The sequence below is a fragment of the Nocardioides zeicaulis genome, assembly GCF_042432345.1.
Classification (GTDB): domain Bacteria; phylum Actinomycetota; class Actinomycetes; order Propionibacteriales; family Nocardioidaceae; genus Nocardioides; species Nocardioides zeicaulis.
This window is the reverse complement of record NZ_JBHLXH010000002.1, coordinates 490,375-515,954: the sequence shown is the minus strand read 5'-3', so window position 1 is coordinate 515,954 and position 25,580 is coordinate 490,375. Positions and strand designations below refer to the sequence as shown.

At 72.8% G+C, this 25,580-nt stretch carries 28 protein-coding genes; 14 read left to right on the top strand and 14 right to left on the bottom strand.

Features of this window, described 5'->3' with window-relative positions:
• The first annotated feature begins 76 nt into the window (after positions 1 to 76).
• The 6 genes from paaA to paaI all read left to right on the top strand — a co-directional run bounded on the left by paaA (position 77) and on the right by paaI (position 4,426).
• Positions 77 to 1,039, top strand: a complete 963-nt coding sequence (paaA, locus tag ACFFJG_RS17040) for a 1,2-phenylacetyl-CoA epoxidase subunit PaaA (protein ID WP_378519975.1) — start codon at positions 77 to 79, stop codon at positions 1,037 to 1,039.
• Positions 1,036 to 1,398, top strand: a complete 363-nt coding sequence (gene paaB, locus ACFFJG_RS17035; RefSeq protein WP_446686237.1) for a 1,2-phenylacetyl-CoA epoxidase subunit PaaB — start codon at positions 1,036 to 1,038, stop codon at positions 1,396 to 1,398. Before paaA ends, paaB begins: the two co-directional genes overlap by 4 nt.
• Positions 1,399 to 1,490: 92 nt before the next feature.
• A complete protein-coding gene (gene paaC, locus ACFFJG_RS17030) occupies positions 1,491 to 2,429 on the top strand; it encodes a 1,2-phenylacetyl-CoA epoxidase subunit PaaC (protein WP_378519974.1) in 939 nt (312 codons plus the stop codon).
• Positions 2,426 to 2,935 carry a 1,2-phenylacetyl-CoA epoxidase subunit PaaD gene (gene paaD / locus ACFFJG_RS17025; protein WP_378519973.1) on the top strand — a complete coding sequence of 170 codons (510 nt, stop codon included), beginning with the start codon at positions 2,426 to 2,428 and terminating at the stop codon, positions 2,933 to 2,935. The genes paaC and paaD overlap by 4 nt, the downstream gene beginning before the upstream one ends.
• Positions 2,935 to 4,002: a 1,2-phenylacetyl-CoA epoxidase subunit PaaE gene (gene paaE, locus ACFFJG_RS17020; protein WP_378519972.1), complete on the top strand. Its 1,068-nt coding sequence runs from the start codon at positions 2,935 to 2,937 to the stop codon at positions 4,000 to 4,002. The genes paaD and paaE overlap by 1 nt, the downstream gene beginning before the upstream one ends.
• Positions 3,995 to 4,426 (top strand): hydroxyphenylacetyl-CoA thioesterase PaaI, encoded by a 432-nt coding sequence (paaI, locus tag ACFFJG_RS17015; protein WP_378519971.1) that lies wholly within the window; start codon positions 3,995 to 3,997, stop codon positions 4,424 to 4,426. The genes paaE and paaI overlap by 8 nt, the downstream gene beginning before the upstream one ends.
• On the opposite strand, the gene ACFFJG_RS17010 is transcribed toward paaI, so the two are convergent.
• Positions 4,404 to 5,027 carry a TetR/AcrR family transcriptional regulator gene (locus ACFFJG_RS17010; protein ID WP_378519970.1) on the bottom strand — a complete coding sequence of 208 codons (624 nt, stop codon included), beginning with the start codon at positions 5,025 to 5,027 and terminating at the stop codon, positions 4,404 to 4,406. The genes paaI and ACFFJG_RS17010 overlap by 23 nt on opposite strands.
• A gap of 247 nt (positions 5,028 to 5,274) precedes the next feature.
• Between ACFFJG_RS17010 and ACFFJG_RS17005 the strand changes: the two genes are divergently transcribed.
• The 3 genes from ACFFJG_RS17005 to ACFFJG_RS16995 all read left to right on the top strand — a co-directional run bounded on the left by ACFFJG_RS17005 (position 5,275) and on the right by ACFFJG_RS16995 (position 8,435).
• Positions 5,275 to 7,389 (top strand): DEAD/DEAH box helicase, encoded by a 2,115-nt coding sequence (locus tag ACFFJG_RS17005; RefSeq protein ID WP_378519969.1) that lies wholly within the window; start codon positions 5,275 to 5,277, stop codon positions 7,387 to 7,389.
• Positions 7,390 to 7,455: 66 nt separating this feature from the next.
• Positions 7,456 to 7,926, top strand: coding sequence for a DUF5709 domain-containing protein (locus ACFFJG_RS17000; protein WP_378519968.1), 471 nt, complete (start codon positions 7,456 to 7,458; stop codon positions 7,924 to 7,926).
• A gap of 128 nt (positions 7,927 to 8,054) precedes the next feature.
• Positions 8,055 to 8,435, top strand: a complete 381-nt coding sequence (locus ACFFJG_RS16995) for a RidA family protein (protein ID WP_378519967.1) — start codon at positions 8,055 to 8,057, stop codon at positions 8,433 to 8,435.
• A gap of 24 nt (positions 8,436 to 8,459) precedes the next feature.
• Here ACFFJG_RS16995 and ACFFJG_RS16990 read toward each other — a convergent pair whose 3' ends face one another.
• Positions 8,460 to 8,963 carry a hypothetical protein gene (locus ACFFJG_RS16990; protein WP_378519966.1) on the bottom strand — a complete coding sequence of 168 codons (504 nt, stop codon included), beginning with the start codon at positions 8,961 to 8,963 and terminating at the stop codon, positions 8,460 to 8,462.
• 451 nt (positions 8,964 to 9,414) lie between these two features.
• Here ACFFJG_RS16990 and ACFFJG_RS16985 point away from each other — a divergent pair, with 451 nt between their 5' ends.
• Complete coding sequence (locus ACFFJG_RS16985) at positions 9,415 to 9,894, top strand: P-loop nucleotide/nucleoside kinase family protein (RefSeq protein ID WP_378519965.1); 480 nt, start codon at positions 9,415 to 9,417, stop codon at positions 9,892 to 9,894.
• Between the two features lie 3 nt (positions 9,895 to 9,897).
• On the opposite strand, the gene ACFFJG_RS16980 is transcribed toward ACFFJG_RS16985, so the two are convergent.
• The 3 genes from ACFFJG_RS16980 to ACFFJG_RS16970 form a co-directional block, all read right to left on the bottom strand.
• On the bottom strand, positions 9,898 to 11,097 hold the full coding sequence (locus ACFFJG_RS16980; protein ID WP_378519964.1) for an HNH endonuclease signature motif containing protein: 1,200 nt from the start codon (positions 11,095 to 11,097) through the stop codon (positions 9,898 to 9,900).
• 280 nt (positions 11,098 to 11,377) lie between these two features.
• Positions 11,378 to 13,390, bottom strand: a complete 2,013-nt coding sequence (locus ACFFJG_RS16975; RefSeq protein WP_378519963.1) for a methyl-accepting chemotaxis protein — start codon at positions 13,388 to 13,390, stop codon at positions 11,378 to 11,380.
• Positions 13,391 to 13,472: 82 nt separating this feature from the next.
• On the bottom strand, positions 13,473 to 13,745 hold the full coding sequence (locus tag ACFFJG_RS16970; protein ID WP_378519962.1) for a hypothetical protein: 273 nt from the start codon (positions 13,743 to 13,745) through the stop codon (positions 13,473 to 13,475).
• A gap of 64 nt (positions 13,746 to 13,809) precedes the next feature.
• Between ACFFJG_RS16970 and ACFFJG_RS16965 the strand changes: the two genes are divergently transcribed.
• Positions 13,810 to 15,009 (top strand): MFS transporter, encoded by a 1,200-nt coding sequence (locus ACFFJG_RS16965; protein WP_378519961.1) that lies wholly within the window; start codon positions 13,810 to 13,812, stop codon positions 15,007 to 15,009.
• Here ACFFJG_RS16965 and ACFFJG_RS16960 read toward each other — a convergent pair.
• From ACFFJG_RS16960 to ACFFJG_RS16940, 5 genes are read right to left on the bottom strand one after another with little or no spacing between them, the layout of a single operon-like run.
• Positions 14,969 to 15,712, bottom strand: a complete 744-nt coding sequence (locus ACFFJG_RS16960) for an SDR family oxidoreductase (protein ID WP_378519960.1) — start codon at positions 15,710 to 15,712, stop codon at positions 14,969 to 14,971. The two genes, ACFFJG_RS16965 and ACFFJG_RS16960, sit on opposite strands and share 41 nt — an antisense overlap.
• Before the next feature lie 9 nt (positions 15,713 to 15,721).
• The gene (locus ACFFJG_RS16955) at positions 15,722 to 16,390 is read right to left on the bottom strand and encodes a histidine phosphatase family protein (protein ID WP_378519959.1); all 669 of its coding nucleotides are present in this window, start codon (positions 16,388 to 16,390) and stop codon (positions 15,722 to 15,724) included.
• Positions 16,387 to 17,469 carry a phosphotransferase family protein gene (locus tag ACFFJG_RS16950; RefSeq protein WP_378519958.1) on the bottom strand — a complete coding sequence of 361 codons (1,083 nt, stop codon included), beginning with the start codon at positions 17,467 to 17,469 and terminating at the stop codon, positions 16,387 to 16,389. The genes ACFFJG_RS16955 and ACFFJG_RS16950 overlap by 4 nt, the downstream gene beginning before the upstream one ends.
• Complete coding sequence (locus ACFFJG_RS16945; RefSeq protein WP_378519957.1) at positions 17,466 to 18,248, bottom strand: SDR family NAD(P)-dependent oxidoreductase; 783 nt, start codon at positions 18,246 to 18,248, stop codon at positions 17,466 to 17,468. Before ACFFJG_RS16945 ends, ACFFJG_RS16950 begins: the two co-directional genes overlap by 4 nt.
• On the bottom strand, positions 18,248 to 19,498 hold the full coding sequence (locus ACFFJG_RS16940) for an acyl-CoA dehydrogenase family protein (RefSeq protein ID WP_378519956.1): 1,251 nt from the start codon (positions 19,496 to 19,498) through the stop codon (positions 18,248 to 18,250). The genes ACFFJG_RS16945 and ACFFJG_RS16940 overlap by 1 nt, the downstream gene beginning before the upstream one ends.
• A 40-nt stretch (positions 19,499 to 19,538) precedes the next feature.
• Here ACFFJG_RS16940 and ACFFJG_RS16935 point away from each other — a divergent pair, with 40 nt between their 5' ends.
• A complete protein-coding gene (locus ACFFJG_RS16935) occupies positions 19,539 to 20,156 on the top strand; it encodes a TetR/AcrR family transcriptional regulator (RefSeq protein WP_378519955.1) in 618 nt (205 codons plus the stop codon).
• Between the two features lie 11 nt (positions 20,157 to 20,167).
• Here the strand turns inward: ACFFJG_RS16935 and ACFFJG_RS16930 are convergent, their stop codons facing one another.
• Both ACFFJG_RS16930 and ACFFJG_RS16925 read right to left on the bottom strand, forming a co-directional pair.
• Positions 20,168 to 21,736: an MXAN_6640 family putative metalloprotease gene (locus ACFFJG_RS16930; protein WP_378519954.1), complete on the bottom strand. Its 1,569-nt coding sequence runs from the start codon at positions 21,734 to 21,736 to the stop codon at positions 20,168 to 20,170.
• Positions 21,737 to 21,799: 63 nt separating this feature from the next.
• Positions 21,800 to 22,195 (bottom strand): FAD synthase family protein, encoded by a 396-nt coding sequence (locus tag ACFFJG_RS16925; RefSeq protein WP_378519953.1) that lies wholly within the window; start codon positions 22,193 to 22,195, stop codon positions 21,800 to 21,802.
• Between the two features lie 51 nt (positions 22,196 to 22,246).
• Between ACFFJG_RS16925 and ACFFJG_RS16920 the strand changes: the two genes are divergently transcribed.
• Together ACFFJG_RS16920 and ACFFJG_RS16915 are read left to right on the top strand one after the other, a co-directional pair.
• Positions 22,247 to 23,521 (top strand): DUF445 domain-containing protein, encoded by a 1,275-nt coding sequence (locus ACFFJG_RS16920; protein WP_378519952.1) that lies wholly within the window; start codon positions 22,247 to 22,249, stop codon positions 23,519 to 23,521.
• 4 nt (positions 23,522 to 23,525) lie between these two features.
• On the top strand, positions 23,526 to 23,777 hold the full coding sequence (locus ACFFJG_RS16915; protein ID WP_378519951.1) for an RNA-binding S4 domain-containing protein: 252 nt from the start codon (positions 23,526 to 23,528) through the stop codon (positions 23,775 to 23,777).
• Between the two features lie 13 nt (positions 23,778 to 23,790).
• On the opposite strand, the gene ACFFJG_RS16910 is transcribed toward ACFFJG_RS16915, so the two are convergent.
• Together ACFFJG_RS16910 and ACFFJG_RS16905 are read right to left on the bottom strand one after the other, a co-directional pair.
• On the bottom strand, positions 23,791 to 24,591 hold the full coding sequence (locus ACFFJG_RS16910) for a hypothetical protein (RefSeq protein ID WP_378519950.1): 801 nt from the start codon (positions 24,589 to 24,591) through the stop codon (positions 23,791 to 23,793).
• Complete coding sequence (locus ACFFJG_RS16905; protein ID WP_378519949.1) at positions 24,588 to 25,484, bottom strand: ABC transporter ATP-binding protein; 897 nt, start codon at positions 25,482 to 25,484, stop codon at positions 24,588 to 24,590. The genes ACFFJG_RS16910 and ACFFJG_RS16905 overlap by 4 nt, the downstream gene beginning before the upstream one ends.
• Positions 25,485 to 25,580 lie beyond the last annotated feature (96 nt).

Here is a 25,580-nt window from a genome sequence, read left to right as displayed (position 1 = left end):
TACCAGACCGATCGGTCAGTAAATGCACGAGCGCGTGCACCACCCCTTGCTCCAGGACCACCACCGCGGAGGACCGATGACCCTCACCGAGACCGCACCCGGACCTGCCGAGTCCGAGCTGCAGCGCCACTTCGAGGCCACGGTCGCGCGCAACGACCGCATCGAGCCGCGCGACTGGATGCCGGAGGGCTACCGCAGGACGCTGGTGCGCCAGATCGCCCAGCACGCGCACAGCGAGATCATCGGCATGCAGCCCGAGGGCAACTGGATCACCCGCGCCCCGAGCCTGCGCCGCAAGGCGATCCTGCTGGCGAAGGTGCAGGACGAGGCAGGCCACGGTCTCTACCTCTACTCCGCCGCCGAGACCCTCGGCGTCTCCCGCCTCGAGCTCACCGAGCTGCTGATCGCGGGCAAGCAGAAGTACTCCTCGATCTTCAACTACCCGACGCTGTCCTACGCCGACGTGGGCACGATCGGCTGGCTCGTCGACGGCGCCGCGATCTGCAACCAGGTGCCGCTGTGCCGCACCTCCTACGGCCCCTACGGCCGCGCGATGATCCGGGTCTGCAAGGAGGAGTCGTTCCACCAGCGCCAGGGCTACGAGCTGCTCGCCACGATGATGCGCGGCACCGACGAGCAGCGCGCGATGGTGCAGGAGTCGGTCGACCGGTTCTGGTGGCCCGCGCTGATGATGTTCGGCCCGCCCGACGACGCCTCGCCCAACACGGCCCAGTCGATGGCGTGGGGCATCAAGCGCCACACCAACGACGAGCTGCGCCAGAAGTTCGTCGACATGTCGGTCCCGCAGGCCGAGGCGCTCGGCGTGACGCTCCCCGACCCCGAGCTCCGGTGGAACGAGGAGCGCGGCCACCACGACTTCGGCCAGCCCGACTGGGAGGAGTTCATGGAGGGCGTCAAGGGCAACGGACCCTGCAACGCCCAGCGCATGGCCCACCGGCGTCGCGCCCACGAGGACGGCGCGTGGGTGCGCGAGGCCGCCACGGCCTACGCGGCGAAGCAAGCAGGAGCCGGCCGATGAGCGAGCTGAGCGCCGAAGGCGGCCACGGCGCCGTCCCGCTGCAGGGCGTGCCCAGCGGCGAGGGGGTCGTCCCGCCCGAGCCGGAGTGGCCCCTCTACGAGGTGTTCGTGCGCGGCAAGCGCGGCCTCAACCACGTCCACGTCGGGTCGCTGCACGCCGCCGACGACCGGATGGCCCTGCTCCACGCCCGCGACGTCTACACCCGGCGCAACGAGGGCGTCAGCATCTGGGTGGTGCGCGCCGATGCGATCACCGCCTCGAGCCCGGACGAGAAGGACCCGATGTTCGCCCCGAGCGGCGACAAGGTCTACCGCCACCCGACCTTCTACGACATCGCCGACACCGTCCCTCACATGTGAGTCCACCCCACGACGTTCTCCTTTCCCCGCTGCGCTCCTCCAGGACAACGCCGCGGGGACCCCGACCCTCTCGACAGTGGACGGATGAAGCCTTGGAATCCCACATCGACACCCCGCCCGAGGACGAGCACGACAGCGCGTACTCCGGGCTGCTCGTCAACGACGCCCACTGGGCGTTCGGCACCGACTTCGAGGACCCGCTGGCCGGCGTCGACACGACGGTGCCCGGCGACGTCGACGCGGCGACGCTCGCGACGTACGCCCTCATGCTGGGCGACGACGCGCTGGTGATGTCGCACCGTTTCTCGGAGTGGACGAGCAACGCGCCCGACCTCGAGGACGACATCGCGCTGTCCAACATCGCGCTCGACCTGCTCGGCCAGGCCCGACTGCTGCTCGCCCGTGCCGCGCGCGCGGACGACTCGCTGGTGCCCGCGCTGCCCGAGGGCTCGCCGACCCCGCCGGAGGACGCGCTGGCGTTCTTCCGCGAGGCCCACCAGCTGCGCAACGTGCGCCTCGCCGAGCTCGTCAACGGCGACTTCGCCGAGGCGACGGTGCGGGTGCTGCTGTTCTCGGTGTGGCGTCTGGCCCTCCTCGAGCGGCTGCGGTCCAGCCGCGACCACGTCCTGGCCGCCGTGGCTGCCAAGGGCGTCAAGGAGGTGGCCTACCACCGCGACTACGCCGCGCGCTGGTTCGTCACGCTCGCCGGCGGCACCGAGGAGTCCCGGCGCCGGCTGGTCGCGGCGCTCGACCAGCTCTGGCCGCTGTGGCCCGAGCTCTTCGACACCCACCCGGTCGAGGCCGCCGCCGCGGAGGCGGGCGTGGGCGTCGACCCGGCGACCGTGCGCGACGCCGCCGAGGGCGTGCTGGACCAGGTCCTCGACGCCGCGGGCCTCGAGCGCCCGCAGGCTCCGCGACGCGCCGGGGTGCTGGGCCGCACCGGCCGCGACGGCATGCACGGCGAGCCGCTGAGCCGGATGCTCGCGGAGATGCAGTCGGTCGCGCGGGCACACCCGATGGGGCAGTGGTGAGCGTGGCCCGCACCCTCGAGCGCGCCCGCGCTGCGGCGGAGCGGGTCACCGACCCGGAGCTGCCGATGCTGACCCTGGCCGACCTCGGCGTGCTGCGCGAGGTCGACGTGGTCGCCGAGTCCCACGTCGTCGTCGCGATCACCCCCACCTACACCGGCTGCCCGGCGATGGCCGCGATGCGCGACGACCTCGTGCGCGAGCTGTCGTCCGCGGGCTTCGACCGCGTCGAGGTGCGGGTCAGCCTCGACCCGGCCTGGACGACCGACTGGATCTCCCCGGCCGGCCGCGCCGCGCTCGCCACCGCCGGCATCTCGCCGCCGGGACCGGCGCCGCGCACCGACGGCCCCGTCCCGCTCACCCTGATGCCGACCGCGCGCCAGGTCCGCTGCCCGCGGTGCGACTCCCCGGCGACCGACCTGGTCTCGGAGTTCGGCTCCACCGCCTGCAAGGCGCAGTACCGCTGCACGGCCTGCCTCGAGCCGTTCGACCACGTGAAGGAGATCTAGTGCCGCCCAGTCCCAGCCAGGCGTTCCACCCGCTGCGCGTGCGCGAGGTCGAGCGGCTCACCGACGACTCCGCGGCCGTCGGCTTCGACGTCCCCGACGACCTGCGCGAGCTGTTCGCGTTCGCGCCGGGGGAGTCGCTGACGCTGCGCCGGGTGGTCGACGGCGTCGAGCACCGACGGTCCTACTCCATCTGCGCGCCCGCGGGAGCGCCGCCGCGGATCGCGGTGCGCGAGGTCCCGGGCGGGATGTTCTCGTCGTGGCTGGTGCACGAGGTCGAGCCGGGGCAGACCGTCGAGGTCGCCGCGCCGTCGGGCAGCTTCCGCGCAGACCCGGGCCAGCCCGGCCGGCACCTCTGCATCGCGGCCGGCTCGGGCATCACGCCGATGCTCTCGATCGCGGCCTCGGTGCTGGCGAACCCCGCGAGCACCGTCACGATGCTCTACGGCAACCGCGAGACGACCTCGGTGATGTTCGCCGAGGAGCTCAGCGACCTCAAGAACCTCCACGGCCCCCGCTTCGACCTCGTCCACGTGCTGTCCCGCGAGCCGCGCGACGTCGAGCTGTTCTCCGGCCGCCTCGACGCCGACCGCCTGCGGCGCCTGCTGCCGCTGAAGGTGCCGCTCGCCGCCGTCGACCACGTGTGGCTCTGCGGCCCGCTCGGGCTGGTGCAGGACGCGCGCGCCGTGCTCGAGGAGCTCGGGGTGCCGCGCGAGAAGGTGCACTTCGAGCTGTTCTTCGTCGACGAGCCGCCGCCGCAGCTGCGCCACGCCGACCGCGTCGTCGAAGGCGTGACCAGCGACGTGACGGTCGTCCTCGACGGCCGCTCGACGACGTACGCCGTCCCGCGCGGGGAGACGCTCCTCGACTCCGCGCAGGCGGTCCGCAGCGACCTCCCGTTCGCCTGCAAGGGCGGCGTGTGCGGCACCTGCCGGGCCAGGGTCACCGAGGGCGAGGTGGAGATGGTGCGCAACTACGCCCTCGAGCCCGAGGAGGTCGAGCAGCAGTTCGTGCTCACCTGCCAGACCTACCCCGTCGGCGACGCGGTCACCGTCGACTTCGATGCCTGACCCGCTCGTCCCGGTGCGCGCCATGTGGGCGGCCGACGCGGCGAGTGCGGCGCTCGGCATCCGGCTCGAGGAGCTCGGGGAGGGCCGTGCCCGGGTCTCGATGGTGGTGCGCGACGACATGGTCAACGGCCACGACCTGTGCCACGGCGGGCTGATCGCGACCCTCGCCGACTCGGCGTTCGCGCTCGCCTGCAACTCCCGCGGCCCGGTCACCGTGGCGGCGGGGTTCTCCGTCGACTTCCTCCAGCCGGGACGGCGGGGGCAGACCCTCCACGCCGACGCGCGCGAGGTCTCGCTGCGCGGCCGCTCGGGTGTCTACGACGTCACCGTCCGCGCCGACGACCCGGTCGGCGGCGAGGTGGTGGCGGAGTTCCGCGGCCGCAGCCGGGCGCTCGGTGGCCCTACCGGTCGGACCGGCGGCTGACGCTGCCCAGTCCGTCGAAGGCCAGCGTCGTCACCGCGTCGGCCAGCGCCTCGGCGTCCACGTCGTCGGTGTGCACCCACTCGACGAGCGAGTTGACCGTGCCGAACAGCAGCCGGCTGATGAGCAGCGGGTCGAGGTCGTCGCGGACCGCGCCCTCGGCGACCGCGGCGCGCACCATGTCGGCCAGCCGCTCGTCGATCGTGCGGCGGCGGGCCAGCGCGGCCTTCTGCACCGGGGTGTTGCCGTGCACCCGGAGGAGGAGGGTCACGGCCGGCAGGTGCGCGACCAGGACCGAGACGCTGCTGCGGACCGCCAGGCGGAGCCGTCGGCCGGCGTCGAGCCCGTCGGTGGCGGCCACGTCGTCGAGGGCGCCGATGAGCGCGTCGAGCGCCTCGTCGACCGCCGTGCGCAGCAGGTGCTCCTTGCTCGGCACGTGGTGGTAGATCGCGGACTTGGTGAGGCCGAGCTCGCGCGCGACGTCGCCCACGCTCGTCGCGTCGTAGCCCTGGCGGTTGAACAGCTCGACGGCCACCCGGAGCACCGCCTGCTGGTCGTGGCCTGGGCGCCCGCGACGCGTGCCGGTGCCCGCGCTGTCCTCCATGGGGACACCGTCCCACACGGGGAGGGTGGCTCCCACGCCGATGTGGTGAAGAGTTGTCGCTCGGGGAGCGGCGGGGGCTACAGTGGAGGCAGCGTCCCGCGCCGTGCCCCACTGACCACCCCGGTCCACCGGCCACGCCGCGACGCACTCGCTCCAACCTCCACGCCGTGGTGTGCAGGTCAGCGCCGACCGAGGCTCGCCTGCGCAAGACCCACGTCGCGACGCGTACCCAGTCCGGGAGGACACCTTGGCCCAGCGCCAGCGCTCACGCGGCGGACGACGCACCCCTGCGCACGCCCGTCACAAGGACAACGAGGGCATCGTGCCCGTGCTGGCCCGTGCCGTGCGCGAGCTCGAGTCCGCCGTGCAGCGCGGGCCGCTCGCCCCCGGTCAGCGGGTCCGCTTCCAGGTGGTCGCCCTGCTGGTGCGCGAGCACCGCGGCGACGTCAAGGCCTCGACCGAGCTCACCGACGCCCAGAAGGCCGACGAGCTCAAGCGCCTCGACGGCATCGCGACGATCCTGGCCAAGACCGCGACCCGCGACCCCTCCCTCTTCCAGCTGCTCTCGGAGGAGGCCGTCGTCACCGACACCGCCCGCGACCTGCGCCTGGAGATGCTGCAGAAGGCGGGGATCGAGGCCGTCGCGGAGGAGCCGAAGCCCGACGACGAGGCCGGTCCCGGCGTCGGCGAGCGCCGCGTGGTGCCGCGCTCGGTCGTCCAGCACCAGCTGGCCAACCCGTTCCTCGTCCCCGACTTCGGGATCGGGCGCGAGCGCCGCAGCGTCCACGGCCGGCTCTCCACCTGGGAGCTGCTCGGCCCGCTGTTCCGCTCCTTCGAGCTCGGCGGCTCGAGCTCCTGCATGGACCTGCCCGAGGCGCTCTCCCTCAACGCCCCCGGCAAGCTGGAGCTGATGCCCCACCAGGCGCGGCTGATCGCCTCCGCCGCCGAGGGCCACCGCACGTTCCTGCTGGCCGACGAGCCGGGCCTCGGCAAGACCGCGCAGGCGCTGCTCGCCGCGCAGGCCGCCGACGCGTACCCGCTGCTGGTCGTGTGCCCCAACGTCGTCAAGACCAACTGGGCGCGCGAGACCGAGCGCTGGACCCCGCGCCGGCGCACGACCGTGATCCACGGTGACGGCGACGGCGTCGACGCCTTCGCCGACGTCATCGTGGTCAACTACGAGATCCTCGACCGCCACGTCGGCTGGCTGGGCCAGTTCGGCTTCAAGGGCATGGTCGTCGACGAGGCGCACTTCATCAAGAACAAGACCTCGCAGCGCTCGCGCCACGTGCTCGAGCTCTCCGAGCAGCTGCGCTCGCGCACCGCTCGACCGCTGCTGATGGCGCTGACCGGCACGCCGCTGATCAACGACATCGAGGACTTCCGCGCGATCTGGCAGTTCCTGGGCTGGATCGACGACACCAGGCCGATGGCCCGGCTGATGGAGGCGCTGGAGGAGACCGACCTGACGCCGGCCGACCACGCCTTCTACCCCGCGGCCCGCAAGGCCGTCATCGACATGGGCATCGTGCGTCGCCGCAAGGTCGACGTTGCCGAGGACATCCCGGCCCGCCGGGTCGCCGACATCCCCGTCGAGCTCGACGACGAGGACACCCGCTCGATCCGCGCCGCCGAGGAGGACCTGGCCCGCCGCCTCGTCCAGCGCTACAAGGCCGCGCTGGAGACCCGTCGTACGGGCTCGGTCGTCGAGGGCATCGACCACGAGCTCGTGCGCCGCGTCGCGACGTGGGAGCGCGAGGAGATGGACCAGGGCACGGGCGGGGAGAACGTCTTCTCGATGTTCCGCCGCATCGGCCGCGCCAAGGCCGGCCTCGCCGCCGACTACGCCGCCCAGCTGGCCCGCAACGTCGGCAAGGTGGTCTTCTTCGCCCGCCACGTCGACGTCATGGACATCGCGGAGGACACCTTCACCCGCCGCGGCCTCAAGCACACCTCGATCCGCGGCGACCAGACGCCGAAGGCTCGGGAGAAGGCGATCGACGCGTTCGTCAACGATCCCAGTGTCCAGGTCATCGTCTGCTCGCTCGCCGCCGCCGGTGTCGGCGTGAACCTCCAGGTCGCCTCCAACGTCGTGCTCTCCGAGCTGTCGTGGACCGACGCCGAGCAGACCCAGGCGATCGACCGGGTCCACCGGATCGGCCAGAGCGACCCCGTGACGGCCTGGCGGATCATCGCCGCGCAGACCATCGACACCCGCATCGCCGAGCTGATCGACGCCAAGGCCGGCCTCGCCGCCCGGGCGCTCGACGGCTCCGACGAGGAGGTCGGGTCCTCGGCCAACATCCAGACCGAGGCGCTGGTCGCGCTGCTCACCGACGCGCTGGAGCGCGAGCTCGGCTGACCCCGCCACCCGGGCCCACCCGTCCGGCCCTTGTCCCGGCCTGTGGGGTCCGGTAGGTCTGTAGGCATGACTGAGGATCGCGAGACCTACCTCGACATGTCGATCGACGACGAGGACCAGCTGCAGCCCGAGGACACCCTGGCCGACGGCGACGTCGACGACGTGCTCGACCGTGGCTACTCCCCGCCGGACCGCGCCCCGAAGGGCTACGACGACTACCCGACCGAGGCCGAGCGGCTGCAGGGGGAGTCCCTCGACGAGAAGCTGGCCGAGGAGGAGCCCGACATCGACCCCTACGCCGAGGAGGACGACGACTCCGACCACGAGGACGAGAACGCCCTCGACGAGGAGCTCGGCCTCGACGAGGCCGACGAGCGTGCCGGGCGCCTGGTCCAGCCCGACGAGGGACTCGGTGAGGACACCGACAAGCAGGAGCTGGCCACCGACGTCGGCATCGACGGCGCCGGCGCCTCGGCCGAGGAGGCCGCCATGCACATCACCCGCGGCCCCGACCCCGACGCCCGCGACGACGACTGAGCCTCACCGACTGAGCCGCACCGCTGCCGGACGGCCGCCTCCCGGGACCCCGGGGCGCGGCCGTTCGCCGTCTCCGGGGCTGGTCGTGGCCACCGGCCGGTGGGAGCATCGGTCCCGGAGGTGGTGACATGCCACGGGAGGTCGTGAGGGCGACGGGCGCGCCCGGCTCGCCGCTGTTCAGCCAGGCTGTTCGCGCAGGGTCGTTCGTGTTCGTGTCGGGCACCACGGGCCTCGACCCGGCGACGGGCCGGATGGCGGGGGACACCGTCCAGAGCCAGACCGCGCAGGCGCTGGCGAACTGCGAGGCGATCCTCCGCGAGGCCGGCGGCTCGCTCGACGACGTGGTCGAGGTCGGCGTGCTGCTCTCGGACCCGGCCGACTTCGCCGGGATGAACGAGGAGTACGCCCGGTGGTTCCCGACCGATCCTCCCGCCCGCCATGCCGCCCGCCTCGGGCCGGAGGTGCCGGGTCTGCGGATCTCGATCCGCATGACGGCCTACCTGGGTTGAGGCCGCGGTCGGTCGGACGCGTCGTCAACCTGGCGGGGTCGCGCGTGCGCCGCGCCACCGCCGTCGACCGAACCACACCAGGGCGACGGCCATCGCGACCCAGGCCAGCGGGGACTCCACGCCGAGCACCGAGGCCCCCGTGCTGTTGCCCACGACCAGGCCCAGCGCCCCGACGAGGCCGAGCGCGGTCCCGAGGACCATCCACATGGCCCCGAAGAACGAGGCGAGCGGGTTGCGCCGGGACCCGGGGTGGATGCCTGCTGCGATCTCCGCCCACAGGTCGCCGTGCGTCGCGCTCGTGGCCTCCATCAGCGCCTTGATGTGGCGCCGTCCGTCCGCCGGGAGCAGCGCCTCGCCGAGGCGGGACACGTCGGCCTCGGCGACCTCGAGGACGTCCGCCGCTGTCACCGGCAGCCCGAGCAGGGCCACCAGCCCGCGCAGCGGGTCGCCGTCCGCCGAGTCCGCGAGGAGGACGGCGCGGATGTCCGCCGTGTCCGCCCCGCTGCTGAGCGCGGCCACTTCGTCCACCAATGCGTCGAAAAGGGGCGCGTCGAGGCCTGCGCCGGCGTGCCGCGTCCAGGTCCACGGCAGATAGGTCGTCGGACCTGTCGGCACGACCAGCATGCGTCTGTCGTCCGACCGTCCCAGCGCGAGTGCGCCGGGATCGACCAGTCCGAAGCGGCCCAGTGGGTTCGACGGCCAGGAGATCGCGCGGACGACGGCGGACGCCGGTGCGCTGTCGGGACCCATGAGAAGCACCTGCCACGGCTCGTCCTCCGGCCCGGGCACGAGCACGGACGGACCCAGCACACTGCCGTACACCCGCGCATGCGGACGTGTCCCTCGGAAGGCGACGACCCAGCGAGCCTCGACCAGGGTTGTCGGGTCGTCCGTCGGCGGCACCCCCGTGTCCATGGCGTCAGTCTCCACCCGGACACGCTCGTGCGTGGACCTGGACGCGCGGACGTATCGTCGCTCCGTGGTGGACGGAGCACGACGAGCCCGGGTCGTGATGATGTGCGGACCCGGTGGCGCCGGCAAGACGACGTACGCCAAGCGCCTCGAGCGTGAGGGCTGGACGCGCCTGTCGTTCGAGGTCGAGCTCTGGGACCGCGGCATCACGACGATCCCGTCGGCTGACGTGGTAGCCGAGGTCGCCGCCGACCTGAAGGAGCGGCTGCTGCGGCACGTCGCGGCGGACGACGACGTCGTGCTCGACTTCGGCTTCTGGTTCAGGCGGCAGCGCGAGGAGTACCGCGCGCTGCTCGCACCCCACGACGTCGTGCCCGAGACCGTGCACGTCGCGACGAGCCTGGCCACCATCGTGAGCCGGGTCGGCGACCGGCACGGCAGGGGCCCGGACGACTGGCCGCTCACCGAGGAGTCGGCGCGGGAGTACTTCGCGGTGTTTGAACCTCCCACCTCCGACGAGGGGCCGCTCGAGGTGGTCGACCGGTGACCGTCACGTCCGCATGGTGAAGGTGACCCGGTTGTCGGCGTGGAGGGTCCTGGCGTAGCGGGGGTCGTGGGCGAGGCGGTGGTGGTGAGGGCAGAGCAACCGGCCGTTGGCGAGATCGGTCGCGCCACCGCGTGACCAGGGGTCGTCGTGGTGGGCGTGGCAGCCGGCCGCGGTGGTCTCGCACCCTCTCGCGGTGCAGCCGCGGTCCCGGAGGGCGAGCGCGAGGCGCTGCGCCTTGGAGAACAGTCGTCTAGCGCGGCCGAGGTCGAGGACCTGTCCGTCGGCGCCGAGGACGGCGGGGATGATCCCGGCCTCGCACGCGAGCCGACGGGCCTGGGCAGCAGACATGCGGGTGCCGTCGTCGAGGAGGGCGGTGGCGTGCTTGCCGAGGAGCTGCTCGAGGGTCATGGTGACCACCACGGTGACGTCCACACCTGCGGTCTGCGGGGTGGCGTCGATCGGGTAGCGCTCGACGTACTCGACGAACGCCTCGCCCATCCGGCGGCGGGTCGGCCTCCGAGGCTCGCCGTGGGGGTGACGGGCCGGGTTGGCGAGCGCGAGGAGCGCTCGGCGCAAGATCGCGCCCACGTGGGAGGGGATGGTGAACCGGCCGTGGCAGCGGCCCTCGCCGTCGTCGACCATCGTGAGGGCCACGACCTCGGCGGCGCGGCGCTCCTCGGCCTCGAGGGTCGCGGCCTCGTGGGCCTCGCTCACCTCGGGGGCCAGCGTGTCGAGGATCCGCTTCCCGATTCGCCGCAGGCCGCGGGCGTCGTGCTGGCGGGCGAACCCGAGCATCGCCTGCTCGGCGCGAGCTCGCAGCACGTCGTCGACGCCGTCCGGGAGCGCGTCGACCGCCTCGACGATCACACGGGCCTGCTCGGCGCGCAGGGTGCCGACCGCGAGGGCCGCGGCGACCGCGGCGTGCTCCGGCACGGTCAGCGACTGCCCGAGACCGGTCAGTCGCCCGGCCTCGGCGCGGGTCAGCTGGCTGCGGTCCGCCCACCAGTGGTGGGTGTGCCGCGCCCCGACCCGGTCACCCAGCCGACGTCGGTCCGCCTCGCCCGCCGTCAGTGCCTGGACCGCGGCCACGCGACCTGCTGCGACGGTGGCCGCGTCGAGCAACGTCACCACGTCGGCGTCGGACACCAGGCCGGGGGACACCTCACCCAGCTCGTCGAGCACCTCGCCCAGCCGCCCCAGCACCGCCGCCACACGTGGCGACGGCCCGTCCGGTGACGGCGCAGCCGTGACACCGGGCACGTGCCAGGGTTCATCAGCCGGCAGGGCACTCACGGGACCAGGCCTCACTGCGCCCGGAGGGCGCGTCGACAACGGGGAACGGCCTGTGTCGTGAGGTGTGTACAGCCTGGTGCGTGGCTATCCGGAGGGCCCGAGCTTGCGCTCGATCATCTGTTCGATTATATGGTGGGCGGTCACCAAGGTCAATGACGGATGCACACGGTGATGCCCAGACGCGGTGCGGTCAGTGCGTCGAGACGCGAAAGGTGCCGGCGAGCTCGTTGAGGTCCGCCGCCATCGCGGCGATCTCGTGCGCGGCCTGCCCGGTCTCGGCGCTGCTGCGGGTGGTCGCCTCCGTGCCGGCGGCGACGCGCGAGACGACCCGGTCGATGTCACCGGCCCGGCTGGCGGCGTGAGCGGCGCCCCGGCTCATCTCGTTCGACGTCGCCGACTGCTCCTCCACCGCTGCGGCGATGGTCGTCTGGAAGTGGTTGACCTGGTCGATCGTCGCCGTGATGTCGCCGATCGCACCGACCGCCTGGCGGGTCTCGCTCTGCAGGTCGGTGACGATGCCGACGATGCGCTCGGTCGCCCGGGCGGTCTCCTGCGCCAGGTCCTTGACCTCGCCGGCCACGACGGCGAAGCCCTTGCCGGCGTCCCCGGCGCGCGCTGCCTCGATCGTGGCGTTGAGGGCGAGGAGGTTGGTCTGGTCGGCGATCGAGTTGATCACCTTGACCATCTCGCCGATCTGCTGCGAGGCCTCGCCGAGGCGGGTGACGGTCCGCTCCGTCTGCCGGGCCTGCTCGACGGCCCGTCCGCCGAAGGCTGCCGCGTCGGAGGCGCTGGCGGAGATCTCGCGGATCGAGGCACCCATCTGCTCGGCACCTGCGGCGACGCTGGAGACGCTGTGGGAGACCTCGCCGACGTTCGCCGACGCCTCGCCCGTCTCCTCGGCCGTCTGCCTGGCGCCCTCGCTCAACCGCTCGCTCACCTGGGAGAGCTGTCCGGCCGAGGCGCTGAGGGAGCCAGCACGCTCCTGGATCCTGACGACGAGCTCGGCGATCTTGTCGGTGAACCGGTTGAACTGGGCTCCGAGCTCGCCGATCTCGTCGGCGCGCGTCTCGTCGACGCGCTGGGTGAGGTCGCCGTCTCCGCTGGCGATCTCCGCGAGACGGTTGCGCAGCCCGATGATCGGTCGGGTCACCGATCGCGCGGTGAGCCACGCGAGGCCGGCGGCGACGAGGAGCCCGAGCAGGCCCAGGAGCAGGAACAGCCTCCGCAGGGAGTGCGCCTCCTGCAGGACGCTGCTCGACGGTGCCGACACGGCCAGCACCCACGTCGACTCGGTGCCGAGCTCGACGGGCTGGTAGACCGTGATCGCCTCGTCGTGGAGGTAGGGGTCGTCCCGGGTCACGACGACGCTCCTGTCGGAGGAAGCCGCCTCCTCCACCCGCTGGAGGGTCGCGCCCGTGACCGACGTGCCGGCCTGGTCGCTGTCCGGGTGCGCCACCACGACGCCCGAACCGCTCAGCAGGGCGGCGTAGCCGGTGTCGTACGGGCGCACGTCGGCGATGCCCTCGCTGAGGGCGTCGAGCCCGAAGTCGGCCGTCACCACGCCGGCGAACGCGCCGTCGATCATGATCGGAGCCACCGCGGTGGTCATGAGGACCTGCTCGCCGTTGATCTCGTAGGAGTACGGGTCGACGACGGTCTCCTTGCCGGTCTTCTTCGGCACCAGGTACCAGTCACCGACTCCTGGGGTGTCGTAGTCGGTGAGCGGGGTGAGGTGCAGGCCCGCGTCGTCCCGGTACCAGTACGGGATGAAGCGGCCGGTCTGGTCGTTCCCCGGGGTGTTGGCGAAGCGGGCATCCTCGCCGTCGAAGGCGTCGGGCTCCCAGCCGGTCGAGACCCCGAGGAACTCGGGGTGCTGGTCGAGGGTGGCGCGCAGGATGCGGGTGAGCTCCGGCCGGGTCGCGTCCCCGCTGGCGTGCAGGGACTCGAACGTCGAGGCCAGCGTACGCACCGTGTCCAACGCCGCGGTGATCTGCAGGTCGACCTTGACGGCCTCCCCGGACGCCAGGGCACGGGTGTACTCCTGCGCGTCATCCGTGGCGAGGTCCGACGTGCGAACGGTCGAGACCAGCGTCAGCGGGACGAGGATGGCCGTCACCACCGCGAGCACGGTCAGGACGAGCCGGACGCGGATGGAGCGCAGCCGCAGGCGGGCACGGACGGGGGAGTCGACGACACTGGTCACGCCTGGCCTGATCGGCAGCCGCTCGCGCATCCTGCAGATTTCGGTCGGGCATCTCGCTGCGTCCACGGGGCGCCGCGCCGCATCACCCTGCCGCGCGCACGCCCGCGGCGATCGCCGGCAGCAGCAGCCGGTACGCGTCGCCGGTGAGGTGGAGCCCGTCGTCGACGAAGGCGCCGGCGCCGAGCGGCGCGACCACCTGCTCGGCGTGGACGACGTGCACGTCGAGGTCGCGGCAGACGGCGAGGTCGTGGGAGGTCGCGCCACCCACCGCGGCGTTGTGGACGTCGGGTCCGACGAGGGCGAGGTCGCGACGCACGCGTGCGAGGTGGCTGTCGCCGAGCAGCACGATCCGCATCCCGTCAGGCTAGGTGCGCGGGGCGTGCGCCGGGCGCCGGGGCCCCTCGTCTACGTTCGTCCCCGTGGGACCTCGTGCGGCACGCGCCTCCATCTGGCGAGAGCCGGGCATGGTGCCCCTGGCGGTGATGACGTGCGCCGGGTTCTCGGGCTACGCGCTGCTCCTCCCGGTCGCCCCGCTGTGGGTCGTCGGCGGCGGAGCGGGGACGGCGGGCGCGGGGCTCGTCAACGGCGTCCTGCTGCTCGCGACGGTGCTCACCCAGCTGCTGGTGCCGCGGGCACTGCAGCGGTTCGGGTGGGGACCGGTGCTCGCGGCAGGGCTCGCGCTGCTCGGCGCCCCGGGCGTCCTGATGTCGCTGGGCGACGCGCTCGCGCCGGTGCTCGTCCTGTCGGCGGCGCGGGGCGTCGGGTTCGGCGTGCTCACGGTCACCGGGAGCGCCGCGGCGGCCGCGCTGGTGGACCCGGATCGCCGCGGCGAGGCGATCGGGGCGTACGGCCTCGCGGTCGCCCTGCCGAACCTCGTGCTGCTGCCGGCCGGTCCGTGGATCGCCGACCGGCTCGGCTGGGCGGTCGCGTTCGGCCTGAGCGCACTCCCGGTCCTCGGCATCCCGGCTGCGCTCCGCCTCGCCGCCGTGCTGCGCGAGCACCACGCCGCGGCACCGGAGACCGAGGACAGGCACCCTGACCCGGGTGCCCGGCTCCGGCTGCTGCGGCCGATGGTGCTGCTGCTGGTCGTCACGCTGGCCGGCGGTGCGCTGCTGACGTTCGTGCCGCAGGTCGTCGACAGCGCGGTCGTCGCGGCGGGGGGCCTGCTCCTGATGGGGCTCGCAGGCGCCCTCGGTCGCTGGCGCGTCGGCGTGCTCGCGGACCGCCACGGCCCGCAGAGGTTCCTCGTGCCGCTGGTGCCGCTGACGGGGGTCGGGATGGCCGTCGTCGCGTGGTCGGTCGCGGGCGTCGAGGTCCGGGTGCCGGCGTTCCTGCTCGGCATGCTCGTCGTCGGCCTCTGCTACGGCGCCCTGCAGAACCTCACGCTGGTGATCTCCTTCGCCGCCGTCGAGCGGCGCGACCACAACCTCGCGAGCGCGGTGTGGAACATCGGCTTCGACGGCGGCACCGCCCTCGGCTCGGTCGCCGTGGGCGTGGTGGCCGGTGCGACGTCGTTCGCCACGGCGTTCGCGCTCGCCGGCCTGGTCGCGGCGGCGACCCTGCCGCTCGCGCTGCGACCTAGGACATCTTCCGCAGCATCCCGACCGGGAGCCGCTTGACCACCACGCCGAGCGGCACCCACGGCCAGGCGGGGACGCGCGCGGAGGCCTTCTCCTTCTCGATCGCCTCGACCATCGCGCGCACGCCCTTCTCGGTCGACGTCATCAGCGGGGTGCGGGCGGCGGTGCCGGACATCTCGGACTCGATGTAGCCGGGGTAGAGGACGGTCACCTTGATGTCGGTGCCGTGCACGTCCGCGCGGAAGCCCTCGGCGAGGTGGGCGACGCCGGCCTTGGTCGCGGCGTACGTCGTGATGTTGCGCGGCATCCCGCGCAGCGCGGAGAACGACGACACCATCACCAGGTGCCCGTGGCCCTGCGCGCGGAAGATCGCGGCGGCGGCCTCGGTCTGGGCGAGAGCGCCGATGAAGTTGGTCTCGGCGGTCTCCCGGTTGGCGTCGAAGCGACCGGTGCCGAGCGGCTGGCCCTTGCCGAGGCCGGCGTTGACCACGACCTTGTCGAGGCCGCCGAGCTCGTCGCGGAACTCGTCGAAGACCCGGAACACGGCGTCGTGGTCGGTCACGTCGAGCGCCCTCACGGCCACGCGCACGCCGGGGTGGGCGGCCGTGACCTCGGCGCGCAGCTCCTCGAGCCGGTCGGTGCGGCGCGCGCACAGCGCGAGGTCGTGCCCGCGGGCGGCGAGCTGGCGGGCCATCTCGGCGCCGAGCCCGCTGCTGGCGCCGGTGATGAGGGTCGTGGTCATGCGGTGGTCCTAGCGGTAGGTGAGAAGGTCGGGGGAGAGGTGGTCGGCAGCGTTGAAGCTGACGAGCGTCGTGCCGCGGCGACCGCGGACGATCGTCGACGTGCCGGTGTTGATCGAGACCGGGTTGAGCCGCAGCCACAGGTCGGTGCGGGCAGCGGTGTCGTCGGCCAGCAGGGCCGCGACCGTCCACGCGATCGCGCCACCGCTGGTCAGCACCACCGCTGTGCCCTTCTCGGGCAGGTCGTCGACCAGTCGGGAGAGCGCGGCGTCGACGCGGGAGGTGAAGGCGCCGAACGACTCGTCGTAGGCGTCGTCGTCCCCGGCGGCGATCCAGCGCCGGGTCGCCTCCTCGAACCACCGCTGGAAGACGGCCGTCCCTGACTCGCCCTCCCGCGAGGTCGGCGTCCCGTGGACGTCGAGGACCTGCACGTGGTCGAGCTCGTTCCAGCCGGCGTCGACGCGGACGTCCGCCGACCAGCCGGAGCCGTCGAGGAGCGCGGCCGCGGTCTGCTCGTGCCGCCGCATCTGCCCGGCCACGACGCGGTCGGGCACGACGCCGCGTGCGGCCAGCGCGGCGCCGAGCACCCGCGACTGCTCGTGACCGGTGGGGGACAGGTCGTCGTAGTCGGCCGCGCCGAAGGAGGCCTGGCCGTGCCTGACCAGGAGGATCCGGCTCACGCGCCGTCCTGCGCGACCAGCCGGTCGAGGCGGCGCCCGATCACCTGCACGGCAGGCCCGAACAGGGCGTACATCTCGTTGGTGGTCTGGCCGTGGAAGAAGCGGTAGTAGATCTGCTGGGCGATGACGGCCATCCGGAAGAGGCCGAAGACCTCGTAGAAGCGCCACTGCTCCGGCGTGACGCTACGGCCGGTGCGCTCGGCGTACGCCGCCACGAACTCGTCGCGGGTCAGCATCCCCGGCAGGTGCGTGGGCACGCGTCGCATCAGCTGGAACTCCTCGTCGTCGTCGGCCTGCACCCAGTAGGCCATCGAGCCGGCGAGGTCCATCAGCGGGTCGCCGAGCGTGGCCATCTCCCAGTCGAGGACACCGACGACGCGCGTCGGGTCGTCGGCCGCCAGCACCAGGTTGTCGAGCTTGTAGTCGTTGTGGATCACGCACGTCGCGACGTCGTCGGGCTGGTGCGCGTCGAGCCAGGCCATCGCCTGCTCGAGGTCGGGCACGTCCTCGGTGCGGGCGTTGCGGTAGCGGGTCGACCACCCCTCGACCTGGCGGCGGACGTAGCCGCGTCCCTTGCCGAGGTCAGCGAGCCCGGCGGCGTCGGGGTCGATGCCGTGCAGCTCGGCGAGCACGTCGACGGCGTTCAGGCACAGCGCGCGGGCCTGCTCGGGCGAGAGCGGGACGTCGGCCGGCCACTCGCTGCGGGGGATGACCCCCTCGATGCGGTCCATGGCGTAGAAGTCGCCGCCGACCACCTCCGGGTCGTCGCAGAACGCGACCATGCCGGCGACGTGGTCGAAGACGGGCGCGAGCCGCGACTGGATGAGGTGCTCGCGGTGCATGTCGTGCGCGCCGCGGGCCTTGGTGCCGCGCGGGGCGCGGCGCACGATGAGGTCGCGGCCGCCGGGGAAGCGCAGCAGGTAGGTCAGGTTGGAGGCGCCGCCGGTGAACTGCCGGACCTCGGGCTCGCCGTCGAGGCCGGTGGCGTCGTCGGCGTGCGTGCGGATCCACTCCGCCACGCGGCCGACGTCGAAGGCGTCCTCCTCGCGCACGGCGCGGGCGCCGGGGACGGCGGTCACCGGGTGCCCCCGGGTCGGTCCCCTGAGGCTGCCTGCAGCTTGGCGGCCTGGTCGCGCATGACCGCGTCGTAGCCGGGGCGGTCGGCCCACTTGAGCCGGAACGCCTGGCGCGCGGGCTCGTCGGGCACGATCACGTCGTGGCCCGCGTCCACGCCGGCCAGCACCGCGGCGGCGATGTCCTCGGCGCTGATCGGCGAGCGCTCCACGAGCCCGCCCACGACCTGCCCGACGAGGGCGTCGGAGCCCTGCATCGAGTCCATCAGGTTGGTGCGGAAGTAGGACGGGCAGACCACGCTCGCGCGGATGCCCCACGGCGCCAGCTCGTGCCCGCACGTCTCGGTGAACGCCACCACGGCGGCCTTCACGGCGTTGTAGGACGCCATCCCTGCGGGGTGCACGAGGCCGGCCAGCGACGCGACGTTGACCAGGTGGCCGGAGCCCTGCTCCTTGAGCAGCGGCACGAAGGCGCGGGTGCCGCGGACCGCCCCGAACAGGTTGATGTCGGTGATCCACTGCCACTCCTCGAGCGAGCAGACGTCCACGCGGCCGCCGCCGGCCACGCCGGCGTTGTTGACCAGCACGTCGAGACCGCCCCAGCGCTCGCGGACCGCGGCGACCGCGCCCTGCCAGTCGTCGTCGGAGGTGATGTCGAGGACGAGGTCGACCCCTGCGGTGGCGACCCGGTCGGTCGCCAGCACCTCGTCGCCGCGCTCGCGGTACGCGGCGGTGAGCGCCGCGCCGAGGCCGGAGGCCGCCCCGGTGACCAGCACGCGCGCCATCAGGAATGCTTCCCGAGCTCGATCTTGGCCACGACGTTGCGATGCACCTCGTCGGGACCGTCGGCCAGGCGCAGGGTGCGCGCGCCGACCCACGCGTTGGCGAGCGGGAAGTCGTCGGAGACGCCGGCGCCGCCGTGGAGCTGGATGGCGGTGTCGATGACGTCGAGGGCCATGTTCGGCACCTCGACCTTGATCTCGCTGACGGCCGAGTACGCCTCGCGGCTCATCCCCTGGTCGAGCAGCCAGGCGGCGTGCATCACCAGCAGGCGCGAGCGGTTGATGGCGATGCGGGCGTCGGCGATCCGCTCGCGGTTGCCGCCGAGGTTGGCGATCGGCTTGCCGAAGGCGGTGCGCGAGAGCGCCCGCGCACAGCCGAGCTCGAGCGCGCGCTCGGCCAGTCCGATGGCGCGCATGCAGTGGTGGACGCGGCCGGGGCCGAGGCGTCCCTGGGCGATCTCGAAGGCGCGTCCCGGGCCGAGCAGGATGTTCGAGGCGGGCACGCGGACGTCGTCGAAGGACACCTCGCCGTGCCCGAGCGGCTCGTCGTAGTAGCCCATCGTGGTGAGCATCCGCTCGACCGTCACGCCCGGGGCGTCGCGCGGCACCAGGACCATGGTGTGGCGCGAGTGCCGGTCGGCGTCGGGGTCGGAGAGGCCCATGAACACCAGGACCTTGCAGTCGGGGTTGCCGACGCCGGTCGACCACCACTTGCGCCCGTTGATCACGACCTCGTCGCCCTCGATCCGGGCGGTCGCGGCCATGTTGGTGGCGTCGGAGGAGGCCACCTCGGGCTCGGTCATGCAGAAGGCGCTGCGGATCTCCGCGCGCAGCAGCGGCTCGAGCCACTGCTGCTTCTGCTCCTCGGTGCCGTAACGCAGCAGCACCTCCATGTTGCCGGTGTCCGGCGCGTTGGAGTTGAAGACCAGCGGGGCCAGGAACGAGCGGCCCATCGCCTCGGCGACCGGCGCGTAGTCGACGTTGGTGAGGCCCTCGCCGCCGTCGGTGCCGAAGTCCGCGGCGTAGCGGCCGGCGTGCTCGGCGGGGAGGAACAGGTTCCACAGTCCTTGAGCGCGAGCCTTGGCCTGGAGCTCGGCGATCACCGGGTCGGGCGTCCAGTGGTCACCGCCGGACTCGCGCAGCCGCGTGGTGCGGGCGTGCACCTCGGCCTCGACCGGCTCGACCTCCTCGGTGACGAACGTGCGCACGCGGTCGCGGAGGTCCGCGGCCCGGGGGGAGAGGGAGAAGTCCATGCCGTTGACCTTCGCACACTGTTGAGCAATGCTCAACAGTGTGTCATCGGAACCAGCAGCGCCCGACGAGCCGGCCGCCCCTGTCGTACGCCGCCGGCTCAGCGCCGACGACCGCAGGCGCCAGCTCGTCGGTATCGGCCTGGCCAAGATCGTCGAGAAGCCGATCCAGGACCTCTCGCTCGACGACGTCGCCGCCGAGGCCGGGATCTCGCGCGGCCTGCTCTTCCACTACTTCCCGACCAAGACCGACTTCTACCTCGCCTGCATCGCGGCGGCCGGGCGCCGGATGCTGCGCAACACCGCACCCGACCCCGCGCTGGCGGGGGAGGAGCAGGTGGTGGAGACCACGCGGCTGATGGTCGAGCAGATCGAGCGGCGGCGCGCCTTCTACCTCGCGCTCGTGCACGGTCAGGCGGTCGCCGACCCGCGGGTCAGCGAGGTGATGGACTCGGTGCGCGACGGCAGCACCGACCGGGTCGTCGCGGCGCTCGGGGTGGCGCCGGCGCAGCGCGACGTGGTGCGGGCGTGGTGGGCCTACACAGAGGACCGGGCGCTCACCTGGTCGGCAGTGCCGACCGGCGAGCGCCCGGTCCCGATGGCCCGGCTGGTGGAGGAGTGCGTCGCTGCGCTCCACGCCCTGCTGGACCTCACCGTGTGATCAGCGGGTGATCAGCGCTTGGTGACGCGTCCCGTCACCGAGAACCGCGCCTTGTCGTCGAGCGACTTGCCACGGCAGGCGAGGGTCGTGCCCTTGTTGCACCGGTAGCGCGTGGAGGCGTTGACCAGGGTCACCGAGACGATGGCGACGCGCTTGCTGTCGAAGCTGACCTTGAGGCGGCCGTCACCGTTGCGGTTGAGCCGGACCATCTTGACCTGGCGCTTGCCGTTCTTGAGGTGCACGACCACCACGGCGGCCGGGGAGGTGCGCTTGACGGGTCCGTTGACGCTGACCGCGAGCTTCCACTTCTTGCCGCTGGAGTTCTTCGGCACGTAGCCGTAGGAGGAGGCCGCGAGGTGGAACAGGCGCGCCTTGAAGCGCTTGCTCTTGCCCTTGCCGAGCACCTTGCCGTTGGCGAACTTGGGGAACGGGTACTCCGCGCCCTCGGGGTAGTTGGCTGCCGGGGTGAGGTTGCCCGCGGCGAAGGTGGCGAAGTTCTTGGTGAACCCGCCCTTCTTCTTCAGCACCTTCTGCAGGGCGGGGATGCTGTTCTTGCCGCCGTCCTTCTTGAGCGAGCCGGCCTGGTCCCAGGCCTTCTTCACGATGCCGACGCCGTACTTGGTGGAGAGGTACTCCCACCACACCCAGCTGCCGTACTGGAAGGTGTACTGCTGGCTGAACAGGTCGAGCGGCACGTAGGGGGCGTAGATCGGGCTGGTCTCGAAGTACTGGCGGTTGTCGTTGACCTGGGTCGCGACCCGCTCCTCCATCCAGGTGGCGGTGGACTCCATCATCCAGCGGTCCTCGGCGTAGTCGTAGCCGAACTGGATCGCGTGGAAGAACTCGTGGCCCGCGGTGACGGTGAGGTTGTCGATCGGCGCGGCGTTGGGGAACTGCGCCTGCGAGAAGTCGTTGTCGAGCACGCAGTAGCCGGAGGCGGTGCGGTTCTTCACGCGCTTCTCGGGCACGCAGTAGCCGTAGATGCCCTGGCCGCCGAGATCCTTGAGGTAGACGTCGAGCTGCGGGCCGCCGCCCTGGGCGCCGTCGGTGAGGGGGGCGCGGTAGCCGAGCTGGTCGACCTCCGTGGTCCACACCGAGTCGACGGTCGCGAGGTTCTGGTTGACCCAGTCGGGCGACGGCGGGGCGTCGGCGGTGGTGGGCACGTAGTGCAGGCAGATGCGGGTGTTGCACACCGGCGCGGCCTCGGGGACGGAGTAGCCGAAGCCCTGGTCGTCGTTGGCGCCGTCGGTCGGGCGCGCGAGCAGCGCCTCGGCGTTGCTCAGGTCGCGGCCCTTCAGGCTGGCCTTCTTCACCCACAGGTCGCGCAGCGCGAGCGTCGCGGAGGGGTCCTGCGCGCGGGCCTTGCCCGACAGGACGCGGCGGGCGGTGTCGAGCGCACCGGCGCCGGTGAGGTCGGCGACCTCCGGCAGCGCGGCCTGCGGCGGGGCCAGGGTCTGGCCGGTCGCCGGGGTCAGGTCGGCGGTGCGGGGGTCGGCGTGGTCCGCGGCGACGGCCGGGGCGGACAGGGCCGCACCGCCGATCAGTGCCACGGCCACAGCGGTGGTGACGATTCTGCGCATGATTCCCCTCGTGGTTTGTCAGGTCGGGAGCGACTCTAGTGGAGCGGTCGGACGGTCGACGGCTCAGAGATCGGCGATGTGCTCGATGATCGCGGTGGTCGAGATGGCCGGGGTGCGCTCGAGGTAGACGACCTCGCACACGTCGCCGAGCTCGTCGAACCGCCCGGCCCAGTCGTCGCCCATCACGAGCACGTCGGCGCCGTGCTCGAGGATGTAGTCGCGCTTCTGCTCCAGGCTCTCCTCGACGAAGACCTCGTCGACGACCTTGAGCGCGCCGACGATCGCCAGGCGCTCGCGCTCGCTGAAGACGGGCACGCGGCCCTTCTTGCGCTCGTTGAGCGCGTCGGCCGAGACGCCGACGACGAGCCGGTCACCCAGGGCCGCGGCGCGCTCCAGCACGCGGAGGTGCCCGACGTGGAACACGTCGAACGTCCCGAAGGTGATCACGGTGCGAGGCATGCGGCGCATTCTGGCACGGGTCGTCGCGGTGCCTGGGGGAGGATGTCCGGCATGGCTGCCACGACGACCGCCGTACCGCTCCTCACGCCGGACCCCGGCGCCGACGAGGAGCGGCGCCGCGGCCTGCGCCGGATGCGCACGCTCGCCGGCGGGCTGCTGGTGCTGGCCGCCTGCGTGTACGTCGCCACCCTGGGCGGCGAGGGGTTCTGGGGCTTCGTCAACGCCGGCGCCGAGGCGTCGATGGTCGGCGCGATCGCCGACTGGTTCGCCGTCACGGCGCTCTTCCGGCACCCCCTCGGGCTCCCGATCCCGCACACCGCGCTGGTGCCCCGGCGCAAGGACGAGCTCGGCCGGGGACTGGAGGAGTTCGTCGGGGAGAACTTCCTGCAGGAGGAGATCATCCGCGAGCGGGTCGCGGCCGCGAGGATCTCGGCCCGGGTCGGCGAGTGGCTGGCCGACCCGGCCAACGCGCGCCGCGTCGTCGACGAGGCCTCCGACCTCGCGGCGATCGCCCTCGGCAAGGTGCGCGACGAGCACGTCGCCGACCTGGTGACCCACGCGCTGGTGCCGCGCTTCCGCGAGGAGCCCATCTCGCCGCTGCTCGGCACGATGCTGATGGAGGTGCTGCGCGACGACCTCCACCACGGCCTGGTCGACCTGGCCCTCGACGAGATGCACCGATGGCTCGGGGAGAACCCCGGCACCTTCATCAGCGTCCTGGAGGAACGGGCGCCGTGGTGGGCGCCGCCGAGGCTCAACGAGGCGGTCACCTCACGGCTGCACGTGCAGGCGCTGGCGTGGCTGGAGGACATCCGCGACGACCCGCACCACCGTGCCCGCGAGGCCCTCGACTCCATGCTCGGCCAGCTCGCCACCGACCTGCTCCACGACGAGGAGACCAAGGCGCGGGCCGAGGCGCTCAAGGGACGCCTGCTCGACCACCCGCAGGTGGTCACGACCGCGATCTCGCTGTGGAAGGCGATGCGGGCGGCACTGCTGGCGTCGGTGCGCGACCGCGAGGGTGCGGTGCGGGTGCGGCTGCTCGACGAGCTCAACGCCTTCTCGCACCGCCTGCGCGAGGACGCCGACCTGCGGGGCCGGCTCGACCGCCACGCCGCCGACGGCGCGGTGTTCCTCGTCGGCCGCTACGGCGCTGAGCTGACCACCGTCATCACCCACACCATCGAGCGCTGGGACGGCAAGGAGGCCGCGCGGCGCATCGAGCTGCACGTGGGACGCGACCTCCAGTTCATCCGGATCAACGGCACCATCGTGGGCGGCCTGGTGGGCGTGCTGATCCACGCGCTCAGCCTGCTGGTTCACTGATCCCATGGACGCCCCCGAGCCCCTCGACGTACCCATCCGCGACGACTCGATCCGGCTGGGCCAGTTCCTCAAGCTCGCCAACCTGGTCGAGTCGGGCGCGGAGGCCAAGCCGGTCATCGCCGACGGCGCGGTGCAGGTCAACGGCGAGGTGGAGACGCGCCGCGGCCGCCAGCTCGTGCCGGGCGACGTGGTCACCATGGCCGGGCAGGCGGCGCGCGTCGCCACCGGGGACGTCGAGGTCGACGTCCCCTGGTGACGAGCCGCTGGTGCTACTTCACCTCGCGGTGGAGCACCCGCCAGGACCCGATCGCGAGCGGCAGCAGCACCCACACCGTGCCGGCGGTGGCGACCCGCGCCCAGTCCTGGCCCGCCATCTCACCGGTGAAGACCGGCTGCAGCACCTGGTCGAGGTTGAGCCAGCGGCCCGCGTCCTCCAGGCCCGAGACGGCCATGGTGGCGATGGACCACGCCGTGGGCAGCACCAACGAGGCCACGATCGCCACCGGCGTGTTGAGGAACAGCAGGCCGAACGCGACGCCCTGCAGCACGTAGATCATCAGCGCGAGGAGCATCCCGCCGCCCATCGCGGCCGTCAGGTCCCACTCACCGGTCCCACCCACGACGTTGGCGACGGCGGAGCCGGTGACGGCCGCGGCCAGGACGACGACTGCCAGGACGAGCGCCGCCAGGGCCTTGGCGACGACGACCCGACCGCGGTGCGGTTCGAGGACGAAGGTGACCAGGCCCGTGCGCTGCGACCACTCGGCGGTCGCGGCCATGATGCCGATGATGGGCAGGAGCATGGCCAGCGGCACGGTGGCCAGCTCGAGCAGCCCTGCGAAGGAAGCGTCGTCGGCCGGACCCCAGACCACGAAGCCGGCCAGCACCAGCACGGCGGCCGCGGCCATCACGATGACCATCCACCTCCCGGCGCGGGTGTCGACCATCTTGCGCAGCTCGGCCCGGAAGGTGCGGGGGAAGGGCACGCCGGGCCGGCCCGGGAGCGGGTTCGCAGGCGCGGCGCGGGAGGCGTCCGGGGCCACCTGCTCGTAGGTCGTCGTGGTGCTCATGCTGCGTCCCCTTCGCGCGAGGTGGCGGCCGTCAGGCCCAGGAACATCTCCTCGAGGCCCTCCGAGCCGCCGGAGCGGAGCTCGAGGAGGACGACCTGCTCGGTGGCCGCGACCTGGCCGACGACGCCGGACTCGGCGTCGACGACGAGGCCGTCGCCGGTGCGGGTGTACGGCACGCCGGCCCTGTCGAGCAGGCCGGCGAGGCGGGCGTCGTCGGCGGAGCGCACGGTCGTGCCACCGCGGCTGAGCAGCTCCTCCTTGGAGCCCATCGCCACGATGCGGCCGCGGCCGATCATCACGAGGTCGTCGGCCACGACCTGCACCTCGTGGAGCAGGTGGCTCGACAGCAGCACCGTGCCACCGCCGTCGGCGAAGCGGCGCAGCAGCCCGCGCATCCAGTGGATGCCCTGGGGGTCGAGGCCGTTGGCCGGCTCGTCCAGGACCAGCACCTGGGGGTCACCGAGCAGCGCCGCGGCGAGTCCCAGGCGCTGACGCATGCCGAGGGAGTAGTTGCGGACCCGGCGACCGGCCTCGTCCTGGGTCAGGCCGACGAGGGACAGCACCTCCTCGACCCGGTCCTTGCCGACGCCGACGGACACCGCGGCGACCCGCAGCACCTCGCGACCGGTGCGCCCGGGGTGCTGGGCGGACGCGTCGAGCATGACGCCGACCTGCCGCCCGGGGTTGTGCAGCTCGCGGTAGGTCCGGCCCAGGATCGTGGCACGACCGGAGGTGGGCGGGGTGAGCCCGGTCATCATCCGCATCGCGGTGGACTTGCCGGCACCGTTGGGCCCCAGGAAGCCCACCACGCTGCCGGGACGCGCCTCGAAGGAGATGCCGTCCACGGCGGTGAACCCGCCGTAGCGCTTGGTGAGGTTCTCGACTGTGATCATGGCTCCAGCCTCGCGACCACCGGCCCCCGGCGCGTCGGGCCGAGGGGTCGCCTCCCTCCGACCGGGGTATCGCCCTGCGGCACCATCCCGATACCC